At 38.4% G+C, this 22,600-nt stretch carries 23 protein-coding genes and 1 tRNA gene; 5 read left to right on the top strand and 19 right to left on the bottom strand.

The genetic code is table 11. The features are described from left to right. Positions 1-2 precede the first annotated feature (2 nt). The 8 genes from hscA to trmJ all read right to left on the bottom strand — a co-directional run bounded on the left by hscA (position 3) and on the right by trmJ (position 6,770). A complete protein-coding gene (gene hscA / locus RI844_RS18800; protein ID WP_348396172.1) occupies positions 3-1,868 on the bottom strand; it encodes a Fe-S protein assembly chaperone HscA in 1,866 nt (621 codons plus the stop codon). Between the two features lie 33 nt (positions 1,869-1,901). Next, complete coding sequence (gene hscB, locus RI844_RS18795; protein WP_348396171.1) at positions 1,902-2,426, bottom strand: co-chaperone HscB; 525 nt, start codon at positions 2,424-2,426, stop codon at positions 1,902-1,904. A 24-nt stretch (positions 2,427-2,450) separates the two neighbouring features. Further along, entirely contained in the window at positions 2,451-2,774 is a 324-nt protein-coding gene (gene iscA, locus RI844_RS18790) for an iron-sulfur cluster assembly protein IscA (protein WP_348396170.1), read from the bottom strand. Positions 2,775-2,783: 9 nt separating this feature from the next. Continuing rightward, positions 2,784-3,164, bottom strand: coding sequence for a Fe-S cluster assembly scaffold IscU (iscU, locus tag RI844_RS18785; RefSeq protein ID WP_348396169.1), 381 nt, complete (start codon positions 3,162-3,164; stop codon positions 2,784-2,786). 44 nt (positions 3,165-3,208) lie between these two features. Beyond that, positions 3,209-4,423: an IscS subfamily cysteine desulfurase gene (locus tag RI844_RS18780; RefSeq protein WP_348396168.1), complete on the bottom strand. Its 1,215-nt coding sequence runs from the start codon at positions 4,421-4,423 to the stop codon at positions 3,209-3,211. Positions 4,424-4,454: 31 nt separating this feature from the next. After that, positions 4,455-4,961: a Fe-S cluster assembly transcriptional regulator IscR gene (iscR, locus tag RI844_RS18775; RefSeq protein ID WP_348396167.1), complete on the bottom strand. Its 507-nt coding sequence runs from the start codon at positions 4,959-4,961 to the stop codon at positions 4,455-4,457. 173 nt (positions 4,962-5,134) lie between these two features. Beyond that, entirely contained in the window at positions 5,135-5,941 is an 807-nt protein-coding gene (gene cysE, locus RI844_RS18770) for a serine O-acetyltransferase (RefSeq protein ID WP_348396166.1), read from the bottom strand. Positions 5,942-5,999: 58 nt separating this feature from the next. Then, positions 6,000-6,770, bottom strand: coding sequence for a tRNA (cytosine(32)/uridine(32)-2'-O)-methyltransferase TrmJ (gene trmJ, locus RI844_RS18765; protein ID WP_348396165.1), 771 nt, complete (start codon positions 6,768-6,770; stop codon positions 6,000-6,002). Between the two features lie 350 nt (positions 6,771-7,120). Between trmJ and suhB the strand changes: the two genes are divergently transcribed. Further along, positions 7,121-7,924 carry an inositol-1-monophosphatase gene (suhB, locus tag RI844_RS18760; RefSeq protein ID WP_348396164.1) on the top strand — a complete coding sequence of 268 codons (804 nt, stop codon included), beginning with the start codon at positions 7,121-7,123 and terminating at the stop codon, positions 7,922-7,924. Positions 7,925-7,983: 59 nt separating this feature from the next. On the opposite strand, the gene RI844_RS18755 is transcribed toward suhB, so the two are convergent. Beyond that, positions 7,984-9,330, bottom strand: coding sequence for a M24 family metallopeptidase (locus RI844_RS18755; RefSeq protein ID WP_348396163.1), 1,347 nt, complete (start codon positions 9,328-9,330; stop codon positions 7,984-7,986). Between the two features lie 219 nt (positions 9,331-9,549). Here RI844_RS18755 and cobA point away from each other — a divergent pair, with 219 nt between their 5' ends. Beyond that, positions 9,550-10,422, top strand: coding sequence for a uroporphyrinogen-III C-methyltransferase (gene cobA / locus RI844_RS18750; RefSeq protein WP_348396162.1), 873 nt, complete (start codon positions 9,550-9,552; stop codon positions 10,420-10,422). 318 nt (positions 10,423-10,740) lie between these two features. Here the strand turns inward: cobA and secF are convergent, their stop codons facing one another. The 6 genes from secF to RI844_RS18720 all read right to left on the bottom strand — a co-directional run bounded on the left by secF (position 10,741) and on the right by RI844_RS18720 (position 16,540). Further along, positions 10,741-11,688, bottom strand: coding sequence for a protein translocase subunit SecF (gene secF / locus RI844_RS18745; protein WP_348396161.1), 948 nt, complete (start codon positions 11,686-11,688; stop codon positions 10,741-10,743). Positions 11,689-11,702: 14 nt separating this feature from the next. Beyond that, positions 11,703-13,553: a protein translocase subunit SecD gene (secD, locus tag RI844_RS18740; RefSeq protein WP_348396160.1), complete on the bottom strand. Its 1,851-nt coding sequence runs from the start codon at positions 13,551-13,553 to the stop codon at positions 11,703-11,705. Between the two features lie 9 nt (positions 13,554-13,562). Further along, positions 13,563-13,895, bottom strand: a complete 333-nt coding sequence (gene yajC, locus RI844_RS18735; protein ID WP_348396159.1) for a preprotein translocase subunit YajC — start codon at positions 13,893-13,895, stop codon at positions 13,563-13,565. 61 nt (positions 13,896-13,956) lie between these two features. Next, complete coding sequence (gene tgt / locus RI844_RS18730; protein ID WP_348396158.1) at positions 13,957-15,093, bottom strand: tRNA guanosine(34) transglycosylase Tgt; 1,137 nt, start codon at positions 15,091-15,093, stop codon at positions 13,957-13,959. A gap of 92 nt (positions 15,094-15,185) precedes the next feature. After that, a complete protein-coding gene (queA, locus tag RI844_RS18725) occupies positions 15,186-16,226 on the bottom strand; it encodes a tRNA preQ1(34) S-adenosylmethionine ribosyltransferase-isomerase QueA (RefSeq protein ID WP_348396157.1) in 1,041 nt (346 codons plus the stop codon). Between the two features lie 134 nt (positions 16,227-16,360). After that, on the bottom strand, positions 16,361-16,540 hold the full coding sequence (locus RI844_RS18720; RefSeq protein WP_348396156.1) for a hypothetical protein: 180 nt from the start codon (positions 16,538-16,540) through the stop codon (positions 16,361-16,363). A 268-nt stretch (positions 16,541-16,808) separates the two neighbouring features. Here RI844_RS18720 and RI844_RS18715 point away from each other — a divergent pair. After that, positions 16,809-16,884: transfer RNA gene (locus tag RI844_RS18715), tRNA-Trp, on the top strand. A 361-nt stretch (positions 16,885-17,245) separates the two neighbouring features. Here RI844_RS18715 and RI844_RS18710 read toward each other — a convergent pair. Both RI844_RS18710 and RI844_RS18705 read right to left on the bottom strand, forming a co-directional pair. After that, complete coding sequence (locus RI844_RS18710) at positions 17,246-18,592, bottom strand: sodium-dependent transporter (protein WP_348396155.1); 1,347 nt, start codon at positions 18,590-18,592, stop codon at positions 17,246-17,248. Positions 18,593-18,756: 164 nt separating this feature from the next. Further along, the gene (locus RI844_RS18705) at positions 18,757-19,239 is read right to left on the bottom strand and encodes a YajQ family cyclic di-GMP-binding protein (protein WP_348396154.1); all 483 of its coding nucleotides are present in this window, start codon (positions 19,237-19,239) and stop codon (positions 18,757-18,759) included. A gap of 166 nt (positions 19,240-19,405) precedes the next feature. Between RI844_RS18705 and RI844_RS20305 the strand changes: the two genes are divergently transcribed. Beyond that, the gene (locus tag RI844_RS20305) at positions 19,406-19,759 is read left to right on the top strand and encodes a VanZ family protein (RefSeq protein WP_405054429.1); all 354 of its coding nucleotides are present in this window, start codon (positions 19,406-19,408) and stop codon (positions 19,757-19,759) included. Next, on the top strand, positions 19,756-20,646 hold the full coding sequence (locus RI844_RS18700) for a ketopantoate reductase family protein (protein ID WP_348396153.1): 891 nt from the start codon (positions 19,756-19,758) through the stop codon (positions 20,644-20,646). Before RI844_RS20305 ends, RI844_RS18700 begins: the two co-directional genes overlap by 4 nt. A gap of 16 nt (positions 20,647-20,662) precedes the next feature. Here the strand turns inward: RI844_RS18700 and RI844_RS18695 are convergent, their stop codons facing one another. Further along, on the bottom strand, positions 20,663-21,088 hold the full coding sequence (locus RI844_RS18695; RefSeq protein ID WP_348396152.1) for an HIT family protein: 426 nt from the start codon (positions 21,086-21,088) through the stop codon (positions 20,663-20,665). Between the two features lie 23 nt (positions 21,089-21,111). Then, entirely contained in the window at positions 21,112-22,065 is a 954-nt protein-coding gene (ylqF, locus tag RI844_RS18690) for a ribosome biogenesis GTPase YlqF (protein WP_348396151.1), read from the bottom strand. Between the last annotated feature and the right edge of the window lie 535 nt (positions 22,066-22,600).

The following is a 22,600-nucleotide window of genomic DNA, read 5'->3' as shown; positions in this document are numbered from 1 at the left end:
GATTAAACCTCGTCTACCGAATGACCTGCTAAAGCGGTGCGGATGGAAGAATCCATACGACGCTCAGCAAAAGTCGCTGTAACTTTATCAACCGCCGCTATCGCAACTTCTATTGCCGCAATATTTGACGTTTGACTAATTGTAAGTAAATTAGAAAGTGCGGAATTTATTTCCGCAAGCTCTTGCTCTGTAAGTAATCGTTGGCCATCTTCACCGATGGCGGCAGTAACGCTTTCAAAAACACGAGCCGCTTCTACTTGCTGCTCTTTAAGCATACGCGCATCCATATCTTCTTTAGCGTTACTCATTGAATCTTTTAACATGGTAATTATGTCATTTTCATCAAGCCCAAATGATGGTTTAACTTCGATAGAAGACTCTACGCCAGTAGATTTTTCCATGGCGCTAACACTTAATAATCCATCGGCATCAACTTTAAATGTTACGCGGATATGCGCAGCACCTGCGGTCATTGCCGGAATGCCCCTTAATTCAAACCTAGCTAGTGAACGACAGTCTTCAACCAATTCACGTTCGCCTTGCAATACATGTATTGCCATCGCTGTTTGACCATCTTTAAAGGTGGTAAATTCTTGTGCCTTGGCAACAGGAATTGTAGTGTTACGTGAAATAACCTTTTCAACCAAGCCGCCCATGGTTTCCAAACCTAGCGATAATGGAATAACGTCAAGCAATAAAATGTCACTGTCAGGTTTATTACCGGCTAACACATCCGCTTGAATAGCGGCGCCAATAGCGACTACTTTATCAGGATCAATTGAGGTTAATGGCGGACGATTGAAGTAATTACCAACTTCAGTTCTAACTAATGGCACTCGAGTAGAACCACCAACCATAATCACTTCATTTACATCACTAATACTAACATCGGCATCTTTTAAAGAACGACGACAAGCGCGTAATGTTTTTGTAACTAAAGGTTTAATTAATTGGTTAAATGTTTCGCGGGTTAGCTGACAAGTAAAATCAGCGCCTGATTCTAACGCTAAATCTATGCTAACTTGTTCTTTATCAGTAAGTTGTTCTTTGGCAGTACAGGCTTGTTGAAGTACTTGGCGTTCCATTGAACTGGATAAAGGACGCTGTAAGTTCGCTTGCTCAAGAATGTGTTCAACTAAGATTAAGTCAAAGTCATCACCACCTAAGGCTGAATCACCACCGGTAGCTAATACTTCAAAGACACCTTTTGCTAAGCGCAATACAGAGATATCAAAAGTACCACCACCTAAATCGAAAACAGCAATAACACCTTCCTGGCCACTATCTAAACCATAAGCTACAGCTGCTGCGGTTGGCTCATTTAATAAACGTAATACATTAACGCCGGCAATGGTCGCCGCATCTTTGGTACTTTGACGTTGAGCATCGTCAAAATATGCAGGAACGGTAATAACAACGCCTTCTAATTCGCCACCTAAAGAGTGCTTAGCTCGTTCTACCAGATTTGCTAAAATTTCAGCCGATACTTGTACCGGGTTCATAGGTCCACTGCGAGTATTTAACGATGGATGTGAATCTTCTCCACAAAACTGATAAGGCAGCGCCGGATATTTAGCATTGATATCAGCGAGTGAGCGGCCCATTAAACGTTTAACTGAAACAACTGTATTTTCAGGGTCGCTTATAGAATGTGCTTTAGCTGCATTACCAACTAAAACCGCGTCACTTTGATAACTAACAATTGAAGGTAAAATATCATTACCTTCTGAATCTGCTAACGTTTCTGCTAAACCACTTTTCACGCTCGCCACTAATGAATTGGTAGTACCTAAATCGATACCTGCCGCTAATCTGTGTTGATGTGGAACAGTACTTTGTCCGGGTTCAGCAATTTGTAATAAAGCCATGTTTTTTATATCTTTTGTGATTAATTTTTTAACTTAGTCAAATAAATCGTCTTCAATACGATCTAATTCAATTTGTAGTTTTTGATAGAATTTTAATTTGCGTATCAATTCGCTCGCCTTTACGTTTTCAGCTTGGCTAGTTACTGCCAACAAGCTTTCAACTTGCTGCCATAAATACTGAGCCTGTACGTCTAATGTTTCTTGTGCTGAAAAAATAGCGGCATCAACATCACCTGCATGAGCGATATCACCAAGCATTTCTCGCAGTTCCATTTGTTCCATTAAAAAGCTTACATCACCAAAGGATTCTTGCTCTAAAGGAAGTTCTGTACCGCGTAATTTTAACAGATATTCACCACGCAATATTGGCTGTTTCAACGTTTGAAATGCGTCATTTATCTCAGCAGATTTTTGCACAGCTAATAATTGCTCTTGCGATGAAGAATGAGCAAAACGGTCTGGGTGGACCGTTTTTTGTAATGCTTGATAGGTTGCAGACAGCTCGGTTAAATCTAGATTAAATTTAGCCTCTAAGCCAAATAATTGATAGTAGTTCAAGGTGTTGTCCGCTAGTTTGATAAGTTATACGTTAAAGCTTTCGCCACAACCACATTCGCCTTTGGCGTTTGGATTGGTAAATTTGAAGCCTTCGTTCAAACCTTCTTTAACAAAGTCTAGTTGTGTACCGTCAATATGCACTAAGCTTTTGCCGTCGACAATAATATTGACATCGTCAAAATTAAATACTTCATCATCAACATTTAGCTCGTCAACAAATTCCAATACATAGGCTAAACCTGAACACCCCGTTGTTTTAACACCCAGGCGTAAGCCTAGACCTTTACCACGGTTTTGTAAAAATGATCTAACCCGCTCAGTCGCCGCTGGCGTCATTGAAATTGCCATATTTTTTGCCTAGCCTTGCTTTGTTTTGTAATCTTCGATTGCTGCTTTAATAGCATCTTCAGCTAAAATAGAACAATGAATTTTCACTGGAGGTAATGCTAACTCTTCTGCAATAGCAGTGTTTTTAATTTCGGCCGCTTCATCAATAGACTTGCCTTTAACCCACTCGGTAACTAATGAACTAGACGCAATGGCAGAGCCACAACCATAAGTTTTAAACTTAGCGTCTTCAATGATACCTTGCTCATCAATTTTTAATTGCAGTTTCATTACATCACCACACGCTGGCGCGCCAACCATACCGGTTGCTATTTTAGGATCATTTTTATCAAATGAACCTACGTTACGTGGATTTTCATAATGATCGATTACTTTTTCGCTATAAGCCATAATTTGCCCCTAAATTCTGTAATTGCACTAGTCGCCTTATGCGCCTAGTGTCCTGCCCACTCTACTGTGTCTAAATCGATACCGTCTTGGAACATTTCCCAAAGCGGTGACATCTCACGTAAGTGGTTAATTGATTTTTGAATAAGATCAATCGCGTAATCAACTTCTTCAATGGTAGTAAAACGACCAAAGCTGAACCGAATTGAACTGTGTGCCATTTCATCATTTAAACCTAATGCGCGTAATACATATGAAGGTTCTAAGCTAGCTGATGTACAAGCTGAGCCAGATGAAACTGCTAAATCTTTTAATGCCATAATTAATGATTCGCCTTCAACAAAGTTGAAGCTGATGTTTAAGTTACCTTGGTAACGTTTATCAGAGTCGCCATTAATGAATACTTGTTCCATGTCTTTAACGCCTTCCCATAAACGGTTGCGCATTGCAGTAACATGAGCTAGATCTTGTGCCATTTCTTCTTTTGCAATTCGACAAGCCTCACCAAAGCCAACAATTTGATGTGTCGCAAGTGTACCACTGCGCATACCACGCTCATGACCGCCACCGTGCATTTGAGCTTCTAAGCGAATACGAGGCTTACGACGAACATATAAGGCACCAATACCTTTAGGGCCATACATTTTATGAGCAGAAATAGACAATAAATCTACTTTAGTTTGCTGCATATCTACTGGTATTTTGCCAACCGATTGTGCGGCATCTACATGGAAAATAATTTTACGAGAACGACATAGTTCACCAATTTCATTGATATCTTGAATTACACCAATTTCATTGTTTACGTGCATGATACTTACTAATACAGTATCTTCACGCATTGCCGCTGCTAATTTATTAAGATCAATTAAGCCATTAACTTCCGGATCTAAATACGTCACTTCATAGCCTTGACGTTCTAATTCACGGCAAGTATCTAGTACCGCTTTATGTTCTGTTTTACTGGTTATTATGTGCTTACCGCGTTTGTTATAAAAATGCGCAGCACCTTTAATAGCAAGGTTGTCTGATTCAGTAGCACCTGATGTAAATACAATTTCACGAGGGTCGGCATTAATTAAATCGGCAATTTGGTTACGAGCAATATCTACTGCTTCTTCAGCTTGCCAGCCGAATTTATGTGAACGTGACGCCGGATTGCCAAAAAAGCCGTCGGTGGTCATGTATTGCATCATCTTTTCTGCAACACGCTTATCAGCTGGTGTTGTGGCAGAATAGTCAAGATAAATAGGTAACTTCATGAATTTTCTCTCTCAATAAACGGTGGTTTAATTACCACTCGCTAATAATATTTCGTGTTGATATCAAAGTGCCTACAGGCTTGTCGCTGCTGTTTGCTGCATATACTGCATCTTGACGCTCTGACACTCGTTGTACATCACCTTGGTGAACAAGTTCACTCAAGGTAATGTTACTTAAAAAATCTGCTATTCGATCACTTAAATCGTTCCATAAATCATGGGTTAAACATTTTTGACCAGCTTGACAATCACCTCGGCCACCACATTTCGTTGCATCAACGCTCTCATCAACAGCATTAATAACATCGCTAACAGCGATTTGAGCTGAACAGCGACCTAATCGGTAGCCTCCGCCAGGACCACGCACGCTGCTTACCAAACCATGTTTACGTAAACGGGAAAATAATTGCTCTAAATATGATAATGAAATGCCTTGTCGCTCAGATATGTCAGCCAAAGGCACTGGGCCAGATTCAGCGTGAATCGCTACATCAAGCATTGCCGTTACTGCATAACGTCCTTTGGAAGTTAATTTCATTATTTCACCTTTAATTTATATACCAAATTGTACGTTTTAGTACTTATAATTGTCTGTATTTGGTAACTATACCGAGTTGACTCATTGGCATTACAAGCGCATTTTACTTAACCTTGTAAAATAGTCAACTATATATCCGACTATTTTACTCAGGTATTATACAAACGGCAAGGTTAAATTGTAGGATCGAAGGATTCTTTTTCAGATTTACGACGTTTCGCTGCGGCTTTTTCATCTTCAACAAACTCACTAACGTGCAATGGTGGTAACTCTTCTTCACAAACTTTACCACCAACTTCGTTAACGGCTTTTGTCACTTCTTGCAATTTTGAGTCCATTAGCTGTACATGATCCAGAACTCGACCAATTGCTTTAGCGACAGGATCAGGATTGTCACTTGCAACAGCATAAGCGTCAAAACCATATTTACTAGCCAGTTTACTGCGCTCACTGGCACTTGGATCTTTTGAGTTACTAACGATGCGACCAGGAATACCGATAACTGTTGCCCCTTCAGGCACATCTTTGACTACTACCGCATTAGATCCTATACGTGCATTTGCACCAACATTCAATGGTCCTAAGACTTTAGCACCGGCGCCAATAACTACATTATTTTCTAAGGTAGGGTGACGTTTACCTGCACTCCAGCTGGTACCACCTAAAGTTACACCATGATAAACGGTACAATCATTACCTATTTCGGCGGTTTCACCAATGACAATTCCCATACCATGATCGATAAAAAACCGTCGACCAATAGTCGCACCGGGATGAATTTCGACACCAGTTAACCAGCGAAATAATGTAGAAACAGTTCGAGCCAACCACTTAAATTTTCGTTGCCATAGCCAATTTGAGATACAGTGTCCCCAGATAGCATGAAGTCCTGGGTAGTTGGTTAATACTTCAAATGTGGTTCTCGCCGCAGGATCGCGGTCAAACACACTTTTAATATCTTCTCGAATTCGGCTGAACATGTAAATCCTATTAATAGTTTGGTTTATCGAAAACTTAATTAACGATATCCATCATTAACTAATCTTTATTTTTCACTGATTTATCAATCGAGGCCAATATGCCTCGAAGCATTTTTAATTCTTTACCATCTGGGCGAGCACGGTTAAATAAACGGCGTACCTTGGTCATAATTATGCCCGGATGCTTAGGTTGAATGAAACCGGTTTTTTGCAGGGCACTTTCAAAATGATCATAAAATCGCTCTGTTTCTTCAACCAGTTGATATTTACTCTCACCTTCTTGTAATTCAGAATCACTAGAATCTGACTCAACTTCTTGTTTGTCAAACTGTGCTTGTTCTGCTTCTAAGAAGTTCATTCTAATTTCATAGCTTAGCGTTTGCACTGCCATTGCCAAGTTTAACGAGCTGTATTCCGGGTTGGCAGGAATAGCGACATGATAATGGCATAACTGTAATTCATCATTGGTTAAACCACTACTTTCACGACCAAAGACTAACGCTACAGGATATTCTTTCCCCTCTTGTGACATTTGTTTACCACAACCTCTAGGATCTAGCATTGGCCATGGCAACGTACGAGAGCGAGCGCTGGTACCAACAACAAGACCACAATCTTCAATGGCTTCTTTCATTGTTGCAACGACTTTAGCATTGGCAAGTACGTCGGTAGCACCTGCTGCTAATGCTTGTGCTTGACCATTTGGCATTTCTTTTGGATCAACCAAAACCAAATTTTTAAGGCCCATGGTTTTCATGGCTCTAGCCGCCGAGCCCATATTGCGGCAATCAGAAGTATTTACTAAAACAATACGTACATTATCTAACATGTGTTTATTTCTTCGGTGATAATTTTCCGCGATTTTAACACATGTACACTGATTATGTAGCCTAAAATAACATGAATTGATTACAATAAAGATCAATTTATCAGATAAGCTTAGTTCATTTATTTATTAGAAATATATTTTCTGTATATTGAGTTAATCGCCTGTAACCTCTTTTTTATATAGGGTTTAACTGACAAACATTTATTTTTGAACTATAAATAATCCTTACAAATACAATTTCAGCCAAGGTTCGCTTTTGTTATCAGCTTTTGATATACTGCGCGCCGTTTTGTTGTGCCTGTCGGGTGCAACGGTTTAAATTGTTCTTTTAAAAATTAGGGTAGTCAATTATGCATCCGATGCTTAATATCGCGATACGCGCTGCGCGTGCCGCCGGTTCTGTTGTTGCTAGAGCTTTCGAAAATACTGATAAAGTAGAAGTAGAAGCGAAAGGTAAATTTGATTTTGTTACAAATATTGATCTGGAAGCTGAACAAATTATTATTGATACGTTACGTAAATCGTATCCTGAACATTCTATCGTTGGTGAAGAATGTGGTGTTTTAGCGGGTAAAGATTCTGACTACCAATGGATCATCGATCCTATCGATGGTACTACTAATTTTGTCAAAGGCATTCCTCATTTTTCCGTTTCAATTGCCCTTAAAGTTAAAGGTAAATTAGACCAAGCTGTAATATACGATCCAATTCGTGGCGAATTGTTTACTGCCAGCCGTGGTAAAGGAGCTCAATTAAACAGCTCACGCGTTCGTATTAAAGCTCATAAAGAACTAGCAGGTACCATTTTAGCTACGGCCCTTCCTTACAAGCAAAAAGCAAGCAGTGATGCTTACTTTGCTATGTACCAAGCATTATTCAGCAAAGCCGCTGATATTCGTAGTGCGGGCTGTCCATCATTAGATTTAGCCTATATAGCGGCTGGTCGTATGGATGGCTTATTTGAACTAGGCTTAAAACCTTGGAATACTTCAGCGGGTGAATTACTAGTTATTGAAGCTGGTGGTTTAGTTACCGATTTTGTTGGTGGCCACAATCATTCGAAAAATGGCAATATAGTTGCGGGTAGCCCACGTTTGTTAAAAGAAATTTTAACGGATGTACGTCCACACTTAACGCCGGCAATGAAGCTTTAGTTTCTAAGCAATTAAAAGAATTTAATTAAAAAGCTAAACTCCCTTTGAGTTTAGCTTTTTTATTTATAATTGATTAAAATTAGCTGTTTTTGCCTTGGCGCCAAATACTCAACCTTCCCTTGACTGAATAATGCATTCTCTTCAAGCATGATCATCACATCTTTTTGCCACTCTTCACTGTATACAGTCGCATTTAATTCAATTGCATAAGCAGTATTATCGTGCAGTACCCTATCTCCTTCACCTGCAACACCGTGCTGAGAGTCCCACTTCCCAATTGTAGTACCCGCACCATGGCCATGATAGCCAAGTGGATGACTGTAAATCATAGGTTTAATGCCACTCAGTAATGCCTGCTCTCGACTTTTTGATAAGATTTCGTTACCACTAATGCCTATTTTAAATTGACTGGTAAGAATATCTTGCAATTGATTTCCTACCTTTAGTGAGTTAATTAAAAATTTTGGGGCTTGTTTCTCTTCTTGCTTTAACACGTAGGCATGCTGTTGAATATCAGTGTTTAAGCGTAAGTAACTAATACCAAAGTCAACGTGCAGTAAATCGCCAGGTAAAATGATCTCCTCAGGGTCTTCACTTACGGCCATTTTTTTATATTTACGCTGTAACCGAATACTTGGCTGAAACCAGGTTTGTAAACCCAGTTCGTTCACTTTATCTCGAAACCACCACACTAGGTCACCGATCTTTGTTTTTCTAGGGCGTATTACTACATTTGAAAAACCTTGTTTAATAATCGCTTTTGTTAACGCCACCATGTGCTTTTGCAGTTCAACTTCTTCTTTTATTCGTGTTTCTAGCCAGCTCACTGCCAACTCTTCTGCCGATACAACTCTTTCTCGGTACTGATTGGGTAAGTAAGAAAATAAAAGCTCTTTATCGGTGGCCACTAGCCCGTCAGCAATTTCATAATTGTCAGATTGATTTAATGCTATACGATTGGGATTTCGTGCTTTAATTAATTCAATTAAAGCGCGCATTTGATCGGGTTGATATTCTTTATCCCAAGCTTTCGTGAAAACCTTACCCACATCATAACGTGACATGGCTTCGGCTTTAACAGTGTTATCTTCAAGTAGACTAAATACTAAAATAGTTCTACGCCTTGCTGCCAACCAAGTCGCAGGTAGAAAAGTTTTCAAAACTGGATCTTCATTATTTTCTCTGGAGATCAAAATCCACATATCTACATTTGCTTGTTTCATCAACTTTGGCATAAGCAGATCTACTCGCTTAGATAAAATGCGATCTATTACATTAGCGCGTTCTTGCATGGATAGAATATTAAACTCTGTCTGTAAATTTTGCTCTGCATAGGCCCAAGAAAAGCTTGCTAAGCTAAGGGCTAGCAAGAGATAAAGTTTTTTATAGATATCAATTTTTGACATTAAATTGTTCTTTTTAAGTTGAGTATTAATTAGAGTGGGTGTTTTTTGTCTTTTTAGCAAGTTGATAATTTTAACCTTAGGTATTGAATTATAGGTAATAAACCAATCCAACAAGCACTATTAATAACATTTAAATCTAAATAAGTTTATTTTGATACTTTATTGTTATTAGAAAACCTTTAATATTTACTATGTGCTAACTGAATGGCTAAGGCTAACATGAATATTTTTAACAAGATCACAAACAAATCTCAATTTAATGCTGGTGAGGTTGCCCTTATAGGAGCGGGTCCCGGTGATGCTGAGTTACTGACATTAAAAGCATTACGCTTTTTACAAAATGCTGATGTTGTTATTTATGATCGTTTGGTAAGTAATGAAATTTTAATGTTAACTCCCCAAAGTTGTCGCAGAATATATGTTGGCAAAGCCATTCATAAACATTGTGTCACCCAAGATAAAATTAATGACACGATTGTTGAATGGGCAAATAAGGGTAAAAAAGTTGTCCGTTTGAAAGGTGGAGACAGCTTCATTTTTGGTCGAGGTTCAGAAGAAGTAAATTACCTGCTAGAGCATGGTATTGCTAGTCATGTGATCCCTGGAATTACATCGGCATCAGGCGCCACAACATATGCAGGGATCCCATTAACACATCGTGATGTTGCTCATAGTTGCAGCTTTATAACGGGTCATTTTAGTCATGATGGCGAATTATCTTTACCTTGGAAAAATTACGCAGATAAAACTCAAACACTGGTGTTCTACATGGGTGTAAAAAGCGTTGAGACAATCTCAGAGCAGCTAATTGCTCATGGCCGAGATGCGAAAACGCCTGTTGCAATTATTCGTAAAGGTACACAAAACGATCAACAAGTCTGGCGTACTACGTTAAGTGACTTACCTAGTATAGTTGCCAATAACGAGATTAAACCGCCGAGCTTATTAGTTATAGGCGATGTGGTTAATGCAGTAAACCAGCAAGCTTTAGCAGATGTTAACGAAGCACAACAACCGGCATTCTTTGCTCCTACAGATATTGTTCAATCACTGCCAGAGCTAGCTACTAAGGCACTTCCAAAGTTGGGCTAGAACATTAGGTTGACGCTCTAGTTAGTATCAACTTTTTTTTATTTGCTTTAAAAATTCTCAATCGGATCCCGAGTTAAGTTCGAGACGACGTTAGTACGTCGGTTATGGCCACTTAAACGGGGTCACACCATTTGGTTCGTTTCTCGTTTCTCGTAAATCTTAAACATAAATCCTCCCTTTCCACTATCTCTGGTTTGAGAGGATAAGCACATCCATATGCAACAGAATTAACGCCATCCATGGCAATTCTAAGTTAATTAATCCCTGAATTAAAAAAACCAGCCGTAGCTGGTTTCTTAAATAATACTTTAATCAAATTTACATTCTAAGTTCATCTTGATCAGCACCTTCTTTTTCAATTACTTCCGGAATTAAGTCTTCTTTAGAAATACCTAATGCCAATGCAACTGTAGAAGCCACGTATATAGATGAGTATGTACCAACAACAATACCAAACAACAATGCTGTCGCAAAACCATGAATTAACGCCCCACCTTTAAAGAATAAGGCAAGTAATACTAAGAACGTTGTCAGTGAAGTGATCATCGTACGGCTTAACGTTTGTGTTAAAGATATATTGATGATTTCTTCAGGGGTACCTTTACGCACTTTTCTGAAGTTTTCACGAATACGGTCAGAAACAACAATAGTATCGTTAAGTGAATAACCTATTACCGCTAGTATTGCTGCTAATACAGTTAAATCAAACTCTAAACCTAAAACTGAGAATAAGCCTAAGGTTAAAATAACATCATGAGCAAGTGCCGTTACCGAGCCTAATGCGAAACGCCATTCGAAACGAAATGCTACATACACTAAAATACAAATAAGTGCTGTTAGCATTGCAAGTCCGCCTTGCTCAGTTAGCTCATCACCAACGTTTGCACCAACAAACTCAATACGACGCATTTCGATATTTTGCCCCGTCCCTTGCTCCAGTATTCCTAAAATTTGATTACCAAGCATTTCGGCTTTTACATTGTCACGTTGACCTAAACGAATAAGTACATCATTTGAACTACCAAACAATTGCACAACGGCATCTTCAAAGCCGCCAGCTTCAAGTACTGTACGTACTTTACTCAAATCAGCCGGTTGTTCAAAACCAACTTCAAGTAATGTACCACCAGTAAAATCAAGACCAAAATTTAATTTATTGGTAGCCAATGACGTTAGAGAAGCTACAACTAAAATGATACTAAAAATAGATGCTAGCTTTCGATACGACATGAAAGCCAGGGTTTCTTTAATTTTTAAAATTTGCATTATATCGTCCTGACCTAAATAGGAAGCTTATCAATTTTCTTGCCACCCCAAAGTGCATTAACGACAGCACGGGTACCAATAATTGAGGTAAACATTGAAGTAATAATACCGATTGATAGCGTTACCGCGAAGCCTTTAATAGGGCCGGTACCAACAGCAAATAATATAAGTGCAGCGATCAAAGTTGTAATATTGGCATCAATAATGGTTGAAAACGCTGAGTCATAACCATGATGAATTGATTGTTGTACTGTTTTACCTTCACGTAGTTCTTCACGAATACGCTCAAATATAAGTACGTTCGCATCAACAGCCATACCAACAGTAAGAACAATACCAGCCATACCTGGAAGCGTTAATGTAGCACCTGGAATTAGAGACATAATACCAATAATAAGTACTAAGTTAGCGGCTAATGCAAGGTTAGCGACAATACCAAACTTACGATAATAAACCATCATAAATAATAGCACTAAAGCGAACCCCCACAGGATTGCTTGCATACCTAATTCGACGTTTTCAGCACCCAGTGATGGGCCTACAGTACGCTCTTCAACGATTGCGATAGGAGCAATTAATGCACCGGCGCGAAGTAGTAATGCTAAGTTCTGAGATTCTGCCGGAGATTCTTGGCCGGTAATAACAAACTTACTGCCCAAACGAGCTTGGATAGTAGCAACACTGATCACTTCTTGTACTTGCGTGAACTTCAAGCTGCCATCAGGGTTTTTCTCACCGGTTGCTTTACTTTCGATGAATACAGTAGCCATTGGCTTACCAATATTATCTTTAGTTGCATTAGAGAAAATGCTTCCGCCTTTACTATCAAGATCGATACTCACCTGCGGACGGCTGGTTTGTTGATCACGAGAAGGTGCAGCGCCAATGATGTGTTCACCACGAAGCATAATACGTTTTTTCAGCAATTGTGGACGGCCGTCTTGATCATTTACTAAGAATGAACCTGGCGGTACGCGACCATTAACTGCGTCACGAAGATCATGCTCTTGATCAACCATATGAAATTGTAAAGTAGCGGTCGCACCTAAAATTTCTTTCGCGCGGGCAGTATCTTGTACACCAGGAAGTTCAACAACAATGTGCTTAGCGCCCTGACGCTGTACTAGAGGCTCTGCAACACCTAATTCATTAACACGGTTACGGATAATGGTAATGTTTTGTTGTAATGCGTATTCGCGAGTTTCTTTTAGTTTGGCATCTGTCATGGTGATTTTTAAAGATAACTTATCTTCATTATCAACAAACAAGTAATCACCATAAGTACGTTTTAAAACATCTTCTGCATTCTCTAAATCATCAAGCTTACGAAAGATAACTTCTACACCGTTGCCTGATTCTTTAACACTACGATAACGAATTTTTTCATTACGCAGGCTAGTACGAAAATCACCAATCATATTCTCTTGTGCACGGCCCATCGCAGTTTTCATGTCAACTTCCATAAGGAAGTGAACACCACCACTTAAATCTAAGCCTAGCTTCATTGGTACACCACCTAAACTGGCAAGCCATTCTGGTGTTGCTGGAGTCAAGTTCAGTGCAACTGAATATGTATCACCTAAACTGGCTGATAACGATTCATTAGCAGTTTGCTGAGTTTTATAATCAGAAAATCGCACCAATACTTGGCCATTAGTAAGCGCTACACTTTGATAAGTGATATTTGCCTGTGCCAATGTATCTTTTACCGCATCTAACGTTGAAAGATCAGCCTGTACTCCTCTCGTTCCCGAAATTTGTACAGCAGGATCTTCACCATAATAGTTAGGTAAAGCATATAAAGCACCAATAGCGACGATAAACACCACCATCAATGTTTTCCATAATGGATATTTGTTTAACACAACAAGTCCTTATAGAGACTTCATAGTCCCTTTTGGTAAAACAGCAGTGATTGCGCCTTTTTGTACTGTTAGTTCAGTACCTTCAGCAACACTAACAATGATGAAATCTTTTTCAGCAGATACTTTGGTAACTTTACCTACGATACCGCCTTGAGTTAAAACTTCATCACCTTTTGAAATCGCTTCCATTAGGCTTTTGTGCTCTTTAACACGTTTAGCTTGTGGGCGATAAATCATAAAATAAAATACCACACCAAACACACCCAACATGATCAACATCTCAAAACCGCCACCTTGTTGTGGGGCATCTGCTGCGTATGCTTTGCTAATTAAAAAGTCCATAAAATCCTCTTACTACTAAATTAAAGTTTAAAAATTTGAAAAATCACAAAAATATTTGTTTTTATTCTTCTGTTGTTTGTGTTGCATTTAACGGTGGAACTTCTAAACCACGAATGGCATAAAATTCTTCCACGAATTCATCTAATTTACCTTGCTCTATCGCATCACGCAAACCTTGCATTACTCTTTGATAAAAGTGCAGGTTATGCAAAGTATTTAATTGCGAGCCTAAAATCTCATTACATTTATCTAAGTGGTGTAAATAAGCACGCGAATAATTTTTACATGTAGAACAATCACATTGCGGATCTAATGGCCCAGTATCCGTTTTATGACGTGCATTACGAATTTTTACCACACCATCAGTTACAAATAAATGTCCATTTCTGGCATTACGAGTTGGCATTACACAATCAAACATATCAATACCGCGTCGCACACCTTCAACTAAGTCTTCAGGCTTGCCAACTCCCATTAGATATCGGGGCTTATTTTCAGGGATCAAGTCTGGTGTGTGATCTAAAATTTTAATCATCTCTTCTTTTGGTTCACCAACCGATAAACCACCAATAGCATACCCATCGAAATCGATGTCTAACAGCCCAGCTGCCGAGACTTCACGAAGATCTTCAAACATACCACCTTGCACAATACCAAATAAAGCTGATGGGTTATCTCCATGCTCAGCTTTTGAGCGTTTGGCCCAACGCAAAGATAACTCCATCGATGTTTTAGCTTCATCATGAGTTGCAGGGTATGGCGTACATTCATCGAATATCATCACAATATCTGAGCCTAAACTCCGTTGCACTTGCATCGAACGTTCAGGTGTAAGCATAATTTTTTCACCATTGACCGGAGAGCGAAACTCTACTCCCTTTTCGGTGATTTTACGCATTTTTCCAAGGCTGAATACCTGAAAACCACCTGAGTCGGTAAGAATTGGTTTGTGCCAATTCATAAAATCATGCAAATCACCGTGCTTTTCGATAATTTCAGTACCAGGGCGCAACATTAAATGAAAGGTATTGCCTAAGATGATGTGAGCACCAGTTGCTTCAACTTCATCCATTTTCATACCTTTAACCGTGCCATAGGTACCAACCGGCATAAATGCTGGCGTTTCGACAACCCCACGATCAAAAGTGATGCGACCACGACGGGCTTTACCGTCTTTATTTATTAATTCGTATTTCATGTTATTTTCCTTACCATGTAGCGAAACAGGCCACAGGTGTAGTTGAGGTTACGGCATCAATAATAAGAATTGTCTTATTATTGATATTTTGCTTATTGTTTAGTTAAAAACATCGCATCGCCGTAACTGAAGAATCGATATTTTTCAATAATTGCTACTTTATATGCATTCATCATATGCTCATAGCCAGAAAAAGAACTCACTAGCATTAACAACGTTGATTCTGACAAATGGAAATTAGTAATTAAGGCATCAATCAGTTGAAATTCATAGCCTGGGGTAATAAAGATATCTGTATCACCATAAAATTCGCCAAGTGGCTTGCCGTTTTTAAGAGCATATTGGGCGGCGCTTTCTAGAGAGCGAACAGAGGTTGTTCCAACAGCAACAACCCTCTTTCCTGCAGCCTTGGTTGCCTGCACTTGTTTCATTACGTCACTGCTAACTTCAACATATTCAGAGTGCATGACATGATCGGCAATTTTATCAACTTTTACGGGCTGAAAAGTACCAGCGCCAACATGTAAAGTAACAAAGGCCAGGTTCACCCCTTTGGCTTTAATATTCTCAAGTAATTCATGTTCAAAATGCAATCCAGCAGTAGGTGCAGCTACTGCACCTGGCTTTTCATTATATACTGTTTGATAACGTTCACGGTCTGAATTTTCATCAGGACGGTCTATATAAGGAGGTAATGGCATATGACCAATATCTTCCAACACTTCTAATACCGTTTGTTCACCATGAAACTCTAACTCGAACAAGGCTTCATGGCGAGCAACCATGGTGGCATTCACTTTACCTTCAAGCAATACTTCATTACCGACTTTAAGCGATTTGCTTGCTTTTACATGCGCTAAAACACGGTGTTGATCTAATACTCTCTCGACCAGCACTTCAATTTTGCCACCAGTAGATTTAACGCCATAGACGCGAGCAGGAATAACCCTGGTGTTGTTGAAAACCAACAAATCACCCGGCTCTAACTTATCAATAATTTGATTAAATTTGTGGTGCTCTATATTGCCAGTACGGCCGTCAACCGACATTAATCGGCTGGCTGAACGTTCAGCTTGAGGATAACGAGCAATGAGCTCGTCTGGTAATTCAAAGGAAAAGTCAGAAACTTTCATATTCAGCACTAGTTAGATAAAAATAAAACGCGTAATTTTAGTGCTGAGGCTCATTAATAGCAAGAAAAATGTGTAACACTTGCTTATTACATTGGCTTTTCATGAAAATTGAATGTCAGTAAATAAGTCTTTAACTAATTATTTACATTATGCTCAGCAGGTTCGCATTCTGTTTCGCTTGAATCCATGGTTTGACCAAAGAAACTACCGGGCTCGGCATGAGTTTGAATATAGTTAATATCGACTTGTACTTTATTATTGCTTGGCTGCTTTTTAAAACCAGTGATGGTTGAAATGAATTTAAAAAAATTCATACTTAAACTCCTTTTAAGTAATTAGACAATTTTTATTATTAAGCATTTATAGTAGTTTGTAAAAAAGCTATTTTCAAATTTTTATTAACATATTTTTTACAACTTTAATGGGGAGTTTAATATCTCTTCACTTCTGTTTAAAAAGCCCTTTATTTTAGACCTGTTCAACTTCTTCATTCAAAGCTGGTGAATAATTAATCGGTTGACCGCTTTTATTAAACTTTCTCTTTACAGCGTTTAAACGATACGTATAATGCAAAGCCATTGCAGGGGTGTAGTTCCAATGGCAGAACGTCGGATTCCAAATCCGAATGTTGGGAGTTCGAATCTCTCCACCCCTGCCACTTCTTTTATTTATTTTTCTGCAAATTAAATTTCGATTCAAATAGCTTTTTCTTTCTAATTAAAAGATCTAATGGATATCCCCCTAAAAGCAGAATAGTCACTCACTTTTGACTATATCAAAATGGCATCAACAGAAATAGAAAAAATACACCGTCATTCCCGAAGAGCTAATGCGACATCGGGGACCTCATAAAGCGTGCTGTGGATATTAAAAAGTGAACCATGAACAACAAAGCGCAATAAATTCAATTACTACAATAAAAAAGCACTTGATTAAGTAAATAATCAAGTGCTTAAAATCACATACAAATTAGGTAAAAACTTCCTGATACTGTTGATTTAATTTATCTATAATACAATTTACAATGAATGAATAAACACAGTTGCAATTGCCACTGGACAAACAAACTTGCAATACCAAGGCCAAATCTTCCAGAATAGAGTATGTTCAACTTGCTCATTACCTTGTTTTATTTCTTCGAGTATTTCTGTTCTATGCCAAATCCAACCGACAAAAACACAACATAGCATAGCAATAATTGGCTGACCGTATTCCGTTGCCAACATAGCAACAAAATCAAGCATGAAATCTAAATTAAAAATAATAATCGCACTAATACAGAATATTATAACGCTGATTAAAGGCGTTGCTTTTTCACGTTGTATATTGTGGCGTTCAACCGCATATGAAACAGGCCCTTCTAGCATCGAAATTGACGAAGTAAGTGCTGCAACACTCATTAATACAAAGAATGCAAAAGCCACAAATAAGCCCATAAACCCCATATCATTAAATAATGCTGGTAAAACAGTAAAGACCATACTTGGCCCAGCGATAAGGGAGCCATCAGCTGCAAATATAGCAACGCCTTGATGCTGTGCTACGTACATAGCAGGAATAATTAACAAGCCAGCGAGGAATGCAATTGACACATCAATTAAGGTAACTTGCGCGCCTAAAGTAATTAAGTTTTCTTTTTTAGATATGTAAGAGCCATAAATCACCATTACACTGGTGCCTAAAGAAAGAGAGAAGAACGCTTGGCCAAGTGCACTGACTAAAAGATCAGGATGAAAAACACGCTCTAAATCTGGATTTAAGTAGGCTTGCAAACCTTCTGAGGCGCCATCTAAAGTCATGACATATACGATGAGAATAATTAATAAACCTATTAACAATGGCATTAATCTTTTTGACCATTTTTCGATACCGTCTTCTACGCCTTTACGGATAATAAATACCGTTAAAAACATAAATAGCGTCGTAAATAATAGGTTGCGCACATTGCTTTGAGTAATAAGCCAATCTGCCGTTTGCTGTAAGGAAAACATCCGAGCTATTGGTTCAACTGCGTATGACATCATCCATCCGGCAATAATGCCATAAAAGCTTAATATTAAAGCTGCACAGATAATCCCACCAAAGCCGACAACAAAGGCAAACTTTTTTTGCCATGCTTTTCTAGACATTTTTTGTAATGAAGTTACCGCATTCGCTTGACCATAACGGCCAATTAATAGCTCAGCCATAAATGCAGGATAAGCCAAGCTGAAAGCTAGAATGAGATACACTAAAACAAAAGCTGCACCACCATTACTCGCTGTTTGTGTAGGAAATCCCCAAATATTGCCCAAACCAACGGCAGAACCCGCCGCTGCTAAAATAAACCCTAAACGTGAGCTAAACCCACCACGTGCTGCTGCCATATTAATTCTTATATTTTTTCTATTGATATGTGATAGATAACAATAATGAAAGTTATCTGCATAAGCAATGAATTGTGGAGGGGATTGATAATTTCAATTATTGAACTTGTAATTATATCGTTACCAATAACAAAACATTGCTGTTGAGTTTTACTGTTAGAGCGTTAATCTTTGAAATTATTAAACTGAAATGATTGTTCTAACTCTGCTTCTCGAACGAGTTTCATTACAGCTTGAAGTTCATCGCGTTTTTTACCGGTAACTCTAATTTTTTCGCCTTGAATAGACGCTTGAACTTTCAATTTACTGTCTTTAATAAGCTTAACAACTTTTTTAGCAACCGCTTGTTCAACACCAACTTTAAATGACACTTTTTGCGAGTATGTTTTACCTGAGTGAACGAAGTCACCAATAGTCATCGCTTTGGAGTCAATTTGACGTTTTGCTAATTGTGCACGTAACATATCAAGCATTTGTTTAACTTGAAAATCACCTTCGGCTTTAACCGTCACATCAGGGTTTTTATATTCAAATGATGCTTCTACACCGCGAAAATCGAAACGAGTTCCGAGCTCGCGATTGGCATTTTCAGTAGCGTTACGAATTTCTTCTAAATCAACTTCAGACACAATATCTAATGAAGGCATAATTAAATCTCTTTAAAATAATTTTTATTAATTAGTTAGCTATAGATTAACAAAGCTCTCTTTTAAGGGCTAGGGTGAATGTGTAAATTAAATAACAATATTTTAGTTTTTTTAATTAAGCTGGCAAGCATGTTAACATGGATAAAATTTATAAAAATATGCCGTCGTGAATACATCAAATTTTCGTATATACCTCTTCATCGTAATAACCTTTAGCTTATTAGCACTTAACTATACTTTTATTACTAAACTTCTTTATCAATACCATTTACTTGATAAATCGGGACATTTCTTCGGCTTTTTATTACTGACCTGGTTAGTAAATAGATTAATAAAAATTGATTTAACCCCGACTATACTCACTTTATGCGTTTATGCAGCCCTGACTGAGCTTGGGCAATCATATTTAGAATTTAGAAGTGGCCAATTTACTGACTTCATCGCCGATGTATTAGGCTGTCTCTGTTACGTATTAATTGTTATGGCCAACAAAAACAAAGTGAAAAAGGAACAAGCTTGAAAATTTTAATCGTTGGTCGAGGAGCAATGGGGTTATTGTTTTCTCATTATCTTATCGATCATGATATTAGTGTAAAGGCACGTGCGACTTCATTTACGGATATATTTTCTTTCACTAACATTTATGGCTTATCATCACAGCACCATTTTAATCCGGCCAGCAATAAAGAGATAGCGAATGCCGATTGCATTATTTGCTGCGTTAAATCCTATGATGTTAGTACGGTAATTGCTGAGATAGCCCCTTATATTAAGAGCCACTGTGCAATAGTTCTAACTAATAATGGCATGGGTATAATTGAGCAACTTCAAAAAACATTTAGCCGTAGTAATCCCATTTATGCCTTATTAACGACAATGGCGGCGAAGCGGCTTTCTCCTAGTCATATTATTCACACTGGGATAGGTAAAAATCAAATGGGTTTAGTTAGTGGCAAGGCTAATGGGCAACATGAACGAGAGCTTATAAACATTCTAACAAATTCAGTACCTTGCTTTACATATACTGAACAGATTGTAAGTCTTCAATGGCAAAAGCTAGCAATTAACTGTGCGATTAATGCATTAACTGCCATTAATAATGTGGATAACGGAGAATTAAAAGGACTCTATTATAGAAATATAATAGCAGATGCTATCAAAGAGTTAATTGTTGTGGCCAAACAGGAAGGGATGCTTCTTAACTTCGATAATTTAATTAGTACCATTGTGGATGTCATCGACAAAACAGCAAACAATAGCTCATCAATGCGCGTAGATGTATTAAAGCAGCAAGAGACAGAAATTGATTTTATTAATGGTTTTATTTATCGGTTAGGGCAAAAACATAACATTGCTACCCCAACCAACACCAAGCTCTACAAGCAAGTAAAAAGCATAAGCAATTAAATTTAACTAATGCCGATTAACTACCAATCACTTCTTTGAGCATTGGTACTAGTTTTCTCTGCAATTGTTCCAGCTCATTTTTTTCATAAGGCTTTAAAGGCAGTTGTCCCCAAATAGGTTTAGGCCAACTAGGATCATTTTTAAAGCGAACAATGTGATGAATATGTAATTGCGGCGTCATATTCCCCAACGCTGCAACGTTCATTTTGTCACCATTAAAGCACTGCATTAAAATTTCAGATACGGCACTTGATTCATTAAGAAACTGAAGTTGGTCCTGCCACTCTAGTTGATAAATATCTTTAACATCACTACGACGTGGAACCATAATAAACCAAGGGTAATTACTATCGTTGCAAAGCAGTAATGTACACAATGGTAAATTAGCTATTTCAATGCCATCTCGTTGTAAATCGCTATGTAGTACAAATTCATTACTCATTTTATTTTCCTATACTGTTTCGGTTATTTACCGCTCTTTTTCTTTTTTGGTTTATTTTTTCGGCCTCGGCCTCGAGCCTCTTTTTTAGCCTCTCGGTCAGCTACTTTTTTAGCTTGTAACTCAGCAAAATAAACGTTTTCTTTTTCTATCATTGAAGGGGTTTCAAACGTTATATTGCCCAAGGTTTTATCACGAATTTCATTCACTAATATTTCAGAAGCTTTATGAAAGTCAACATGCCCACCACTTCTTACCGCGCCACGCTTGCGACCAAGCTCTTCCAAAAACTCGACTTCATGTTCAGGCAATTCACTTATTTTATAACGTTCTTTTAGCAGTTCAGGGTAAGATTGCAATAAATATTCAGCGGCAAAACAGGCTATTTCTTCATGGTCAAAGGCCGTATCTTTAATACCACCAGAGACGGCAAGACGATAGCCGCTATTCTCATTATCAATTTTAGGCCACAACATGCCTGGTGTGTCATATAAATACACGCCCTCTTCTAAACGAATACGTTGTTGAGCTTTAGTCACTGCCGGCTCGTTACCAACTTTAGCTTTTGTTTTACCAACCAGAGTGTTAATTAATGTGGATTTACCTACATTAGGGATCCCCATGATCATTGCGTTAATTTGCTTTCCGTCTTCATTTTTATGCGGAGCAAGTTTACGGATTAATGCGGCAATATTTTTAGCGCCACTTGGCTCTTCCGTTGTTAATGCAATGGCTTTGACATTATGCTGCGAATGAAAATAATCTATCCATACTTTAGTTAACTCAGCGTCGGCCAAGTCACTTTTATTGAGGATCTTAATAAGCGGCTTATCACCCCGAATATCAGTGATCATTGGGTTTTCACTGCTAAATGGCAGTCGTGCATCGCAAACTTCAATAACTACATCAATTTGGTTAATAATTTCTTTGATTTCTTTTTGGGCTTTATGCATATGCCCTGGGAACCAGTTTATTGCCATTCGGTAAAATTACTTAGGTATTTGAAAGATACTAATATTTTAGCAAGGAAACGTAAAAGAAACGAGGGGGAAGGAATAGAAACTAGAACCTACGACCGCCTGGCCTTTGTATTAGCGCCAGGTACTTATATTTTTATATTTCAGAAAACAAAAAACCGATCACAAGATCGGTTTATTGTAAATGTGGCGGACGCGGCAGGAGTCGAACCTGCGACCGTCTGGCCTTTGTATTAGCGCTAGGTACTTATATTTTTATATTTCAAAAAACAAAAAACCGATCACAGGATCGGTTTATTGTAAATGTGGCGGACGCGGCAGGAGTCGAGCCTGCGACCGCCTGGCCTTTGTATTAGCGCTAGGTACTTATATTTTTATATTTCAAAAAACAAAAAACCGATCACAGGATCGGTTTATTGTAAATGTGGCGGACGCGGCAGGAGTCGAACCTGCGACCGCCTGGCCTTTGTATTGGCGCTAGGTACTTATATTTTTATATTTCAAAAAACAATAAACCGATCACAGGATCGGTTTATTG

It is taken from the genome of Thalassotalea fonticola (genome assembly GCF_032911225.1).
GTDB classification, from domain to species: domain Bacteria; phylum Pseudomonadota; class Gammaproteobacteria; order Enterobacterales; family Alteromonadaceae; genus Thalassotalea_A; species Thalassotalea_A fonticola.
This window is presented reverse-complemented; position numbering and strand designations above follow the sequence as displayed.

What these genes read in the sequence shown, in the direction of transcription:
- RI844_RS18755 (WP_348396163.1), bottom strand. Translation starts at nt 9,330, where the DNA reads ATGTCAAAAATTGATATCTATAAAAAACTTTATCTCTTGCTAGCCCTT.
- iscR (WP_348396167.1), bottom strand. Translation starts at nt 4,961, where the DNA reads ATGAAATTAACTTCCAAAGGACGTTATGCAGTAACGGCAATGCTTGAT.
- queA (WP_348396157.1), bottom strand. Translation starts at nt 16,226, where the DNA reads ATGAAAGTTTCTGACTTTTCCTTTGAATTACCAGACGAGCTCATTGCT.
- hscA (WP_348396172.1), bottom strand. Translation starts at nt 1,868, where the DNA reads ATGGCTTTATTACAAATTGCTGAACCCGGACAAAGTACTGTTCCACAT.
- RI844_RS18695 (WP_348396152.1), bottom strand. Translation starts at nt 21,088, where the DNA reads ATGAGTAATGAATTTGTACTACATAGCGATTTACAACGAGATGGCATT.
- tgt (WP_348396158.1), bottom strand. Translation starts at nt 15,093, where the DNA reads ATGAAATACGAATTAATAAATAAAGACGGTAAAGCCCGTCGTGGTCGC.
- yajC (WP_348396159.1), bottom strand. Translation starts at nt 13,895, where the DNA reads ATGGACTTTTTAATTAGCAAAGCATACGCAGCAGATGCCCCACAACAA.
- trmJ (WP_348396165.1), bottom strand. Translation starts at nt 6,770, where the DNA reads ATGTTAGATAATGTACGTATTGTTTTAGTAAATACTTCTGATTGCCGC.
- iscU (WP_348396169.1), bottom strand. Translation starts at nt 3,164, where the DNA reads ATGGCTTATAGCGAAAAAGTAATCGATCATTATGAAAATCCACGTAAC.
- RI844_RS18710 (WP_348396155.1), bottom strand. Translation starts at nt 18,592, where the DNA reads ATGGCAGCAGCACGTGGTGGGTTTAGCTCACGTTTAGGGTTTATTTTA.
- cobA (WP_348396162.1), top strand. Translation starts at nt 9,550, where the DNA reads ATGAATATTTTTAACAAGATCACAAACAAATCTCAATTTAATGCTGGT.
- RI844_RS18705 (WP_348396154.1), bottom strand. Translation starts at nt 19,239, where the DNA reads ATGCCTTCATTAGATATTGTGTCTGAAGTTGATTTAGAAGAAATTCGT.
- ylqF (WP_348396151.1), bottom strand. Translation starts at nt 22,065, where the DNA reads ATGGCAATAAACTGGTTCCCAGGGCATATGCATAAAGCCCAAAAAGAA.
- secF (WP_348396161.1), bottom strand. Translation starts at nt 11,688, where the DNA reads ATGCAAATTTTAAAAATTAAAGAAACCCTGGCTTTCATGTCGTATCGA.
- cysE (WP_348396166.1), bottom strand. Translation starts at nt 5,941, where the DNA reads ATGTTCAGCCGAATTCGAGAAGATATTAAAAGTGTGTTTGACCGCGAT.
- suhB (WP_348396164.1), top strand. Translation starts at nt 7,121, where the DNA reads ATGCATCCGATGCTTAATATCGCGATACGCGCTGCGCGTGCCGCCGGT.
- RI844_RS18780 (WP_348396168.1), bottom strand. Translation starts at nt 4,423, where the DNA reads ATGAAGTTACCTATTTATCTTGACTATTCTGCCACAACACCAGCTGAT.
- iscA (WP_348396170.1), bottom strand. Translation starts at nt 2,774, where the DNA reads ATGGCAATTTCAATGACGCCAGCGGCGACTGAGCGGGTTAGATCATTT.
- RI844_RS18720 (WP_348396156.1), bottom strand. Translation starts at nt 16,540, where the DNA reads ATGAATTTTTTTAAATTCATTTCAACCATCACTGGTTTTAAAAAGCAG.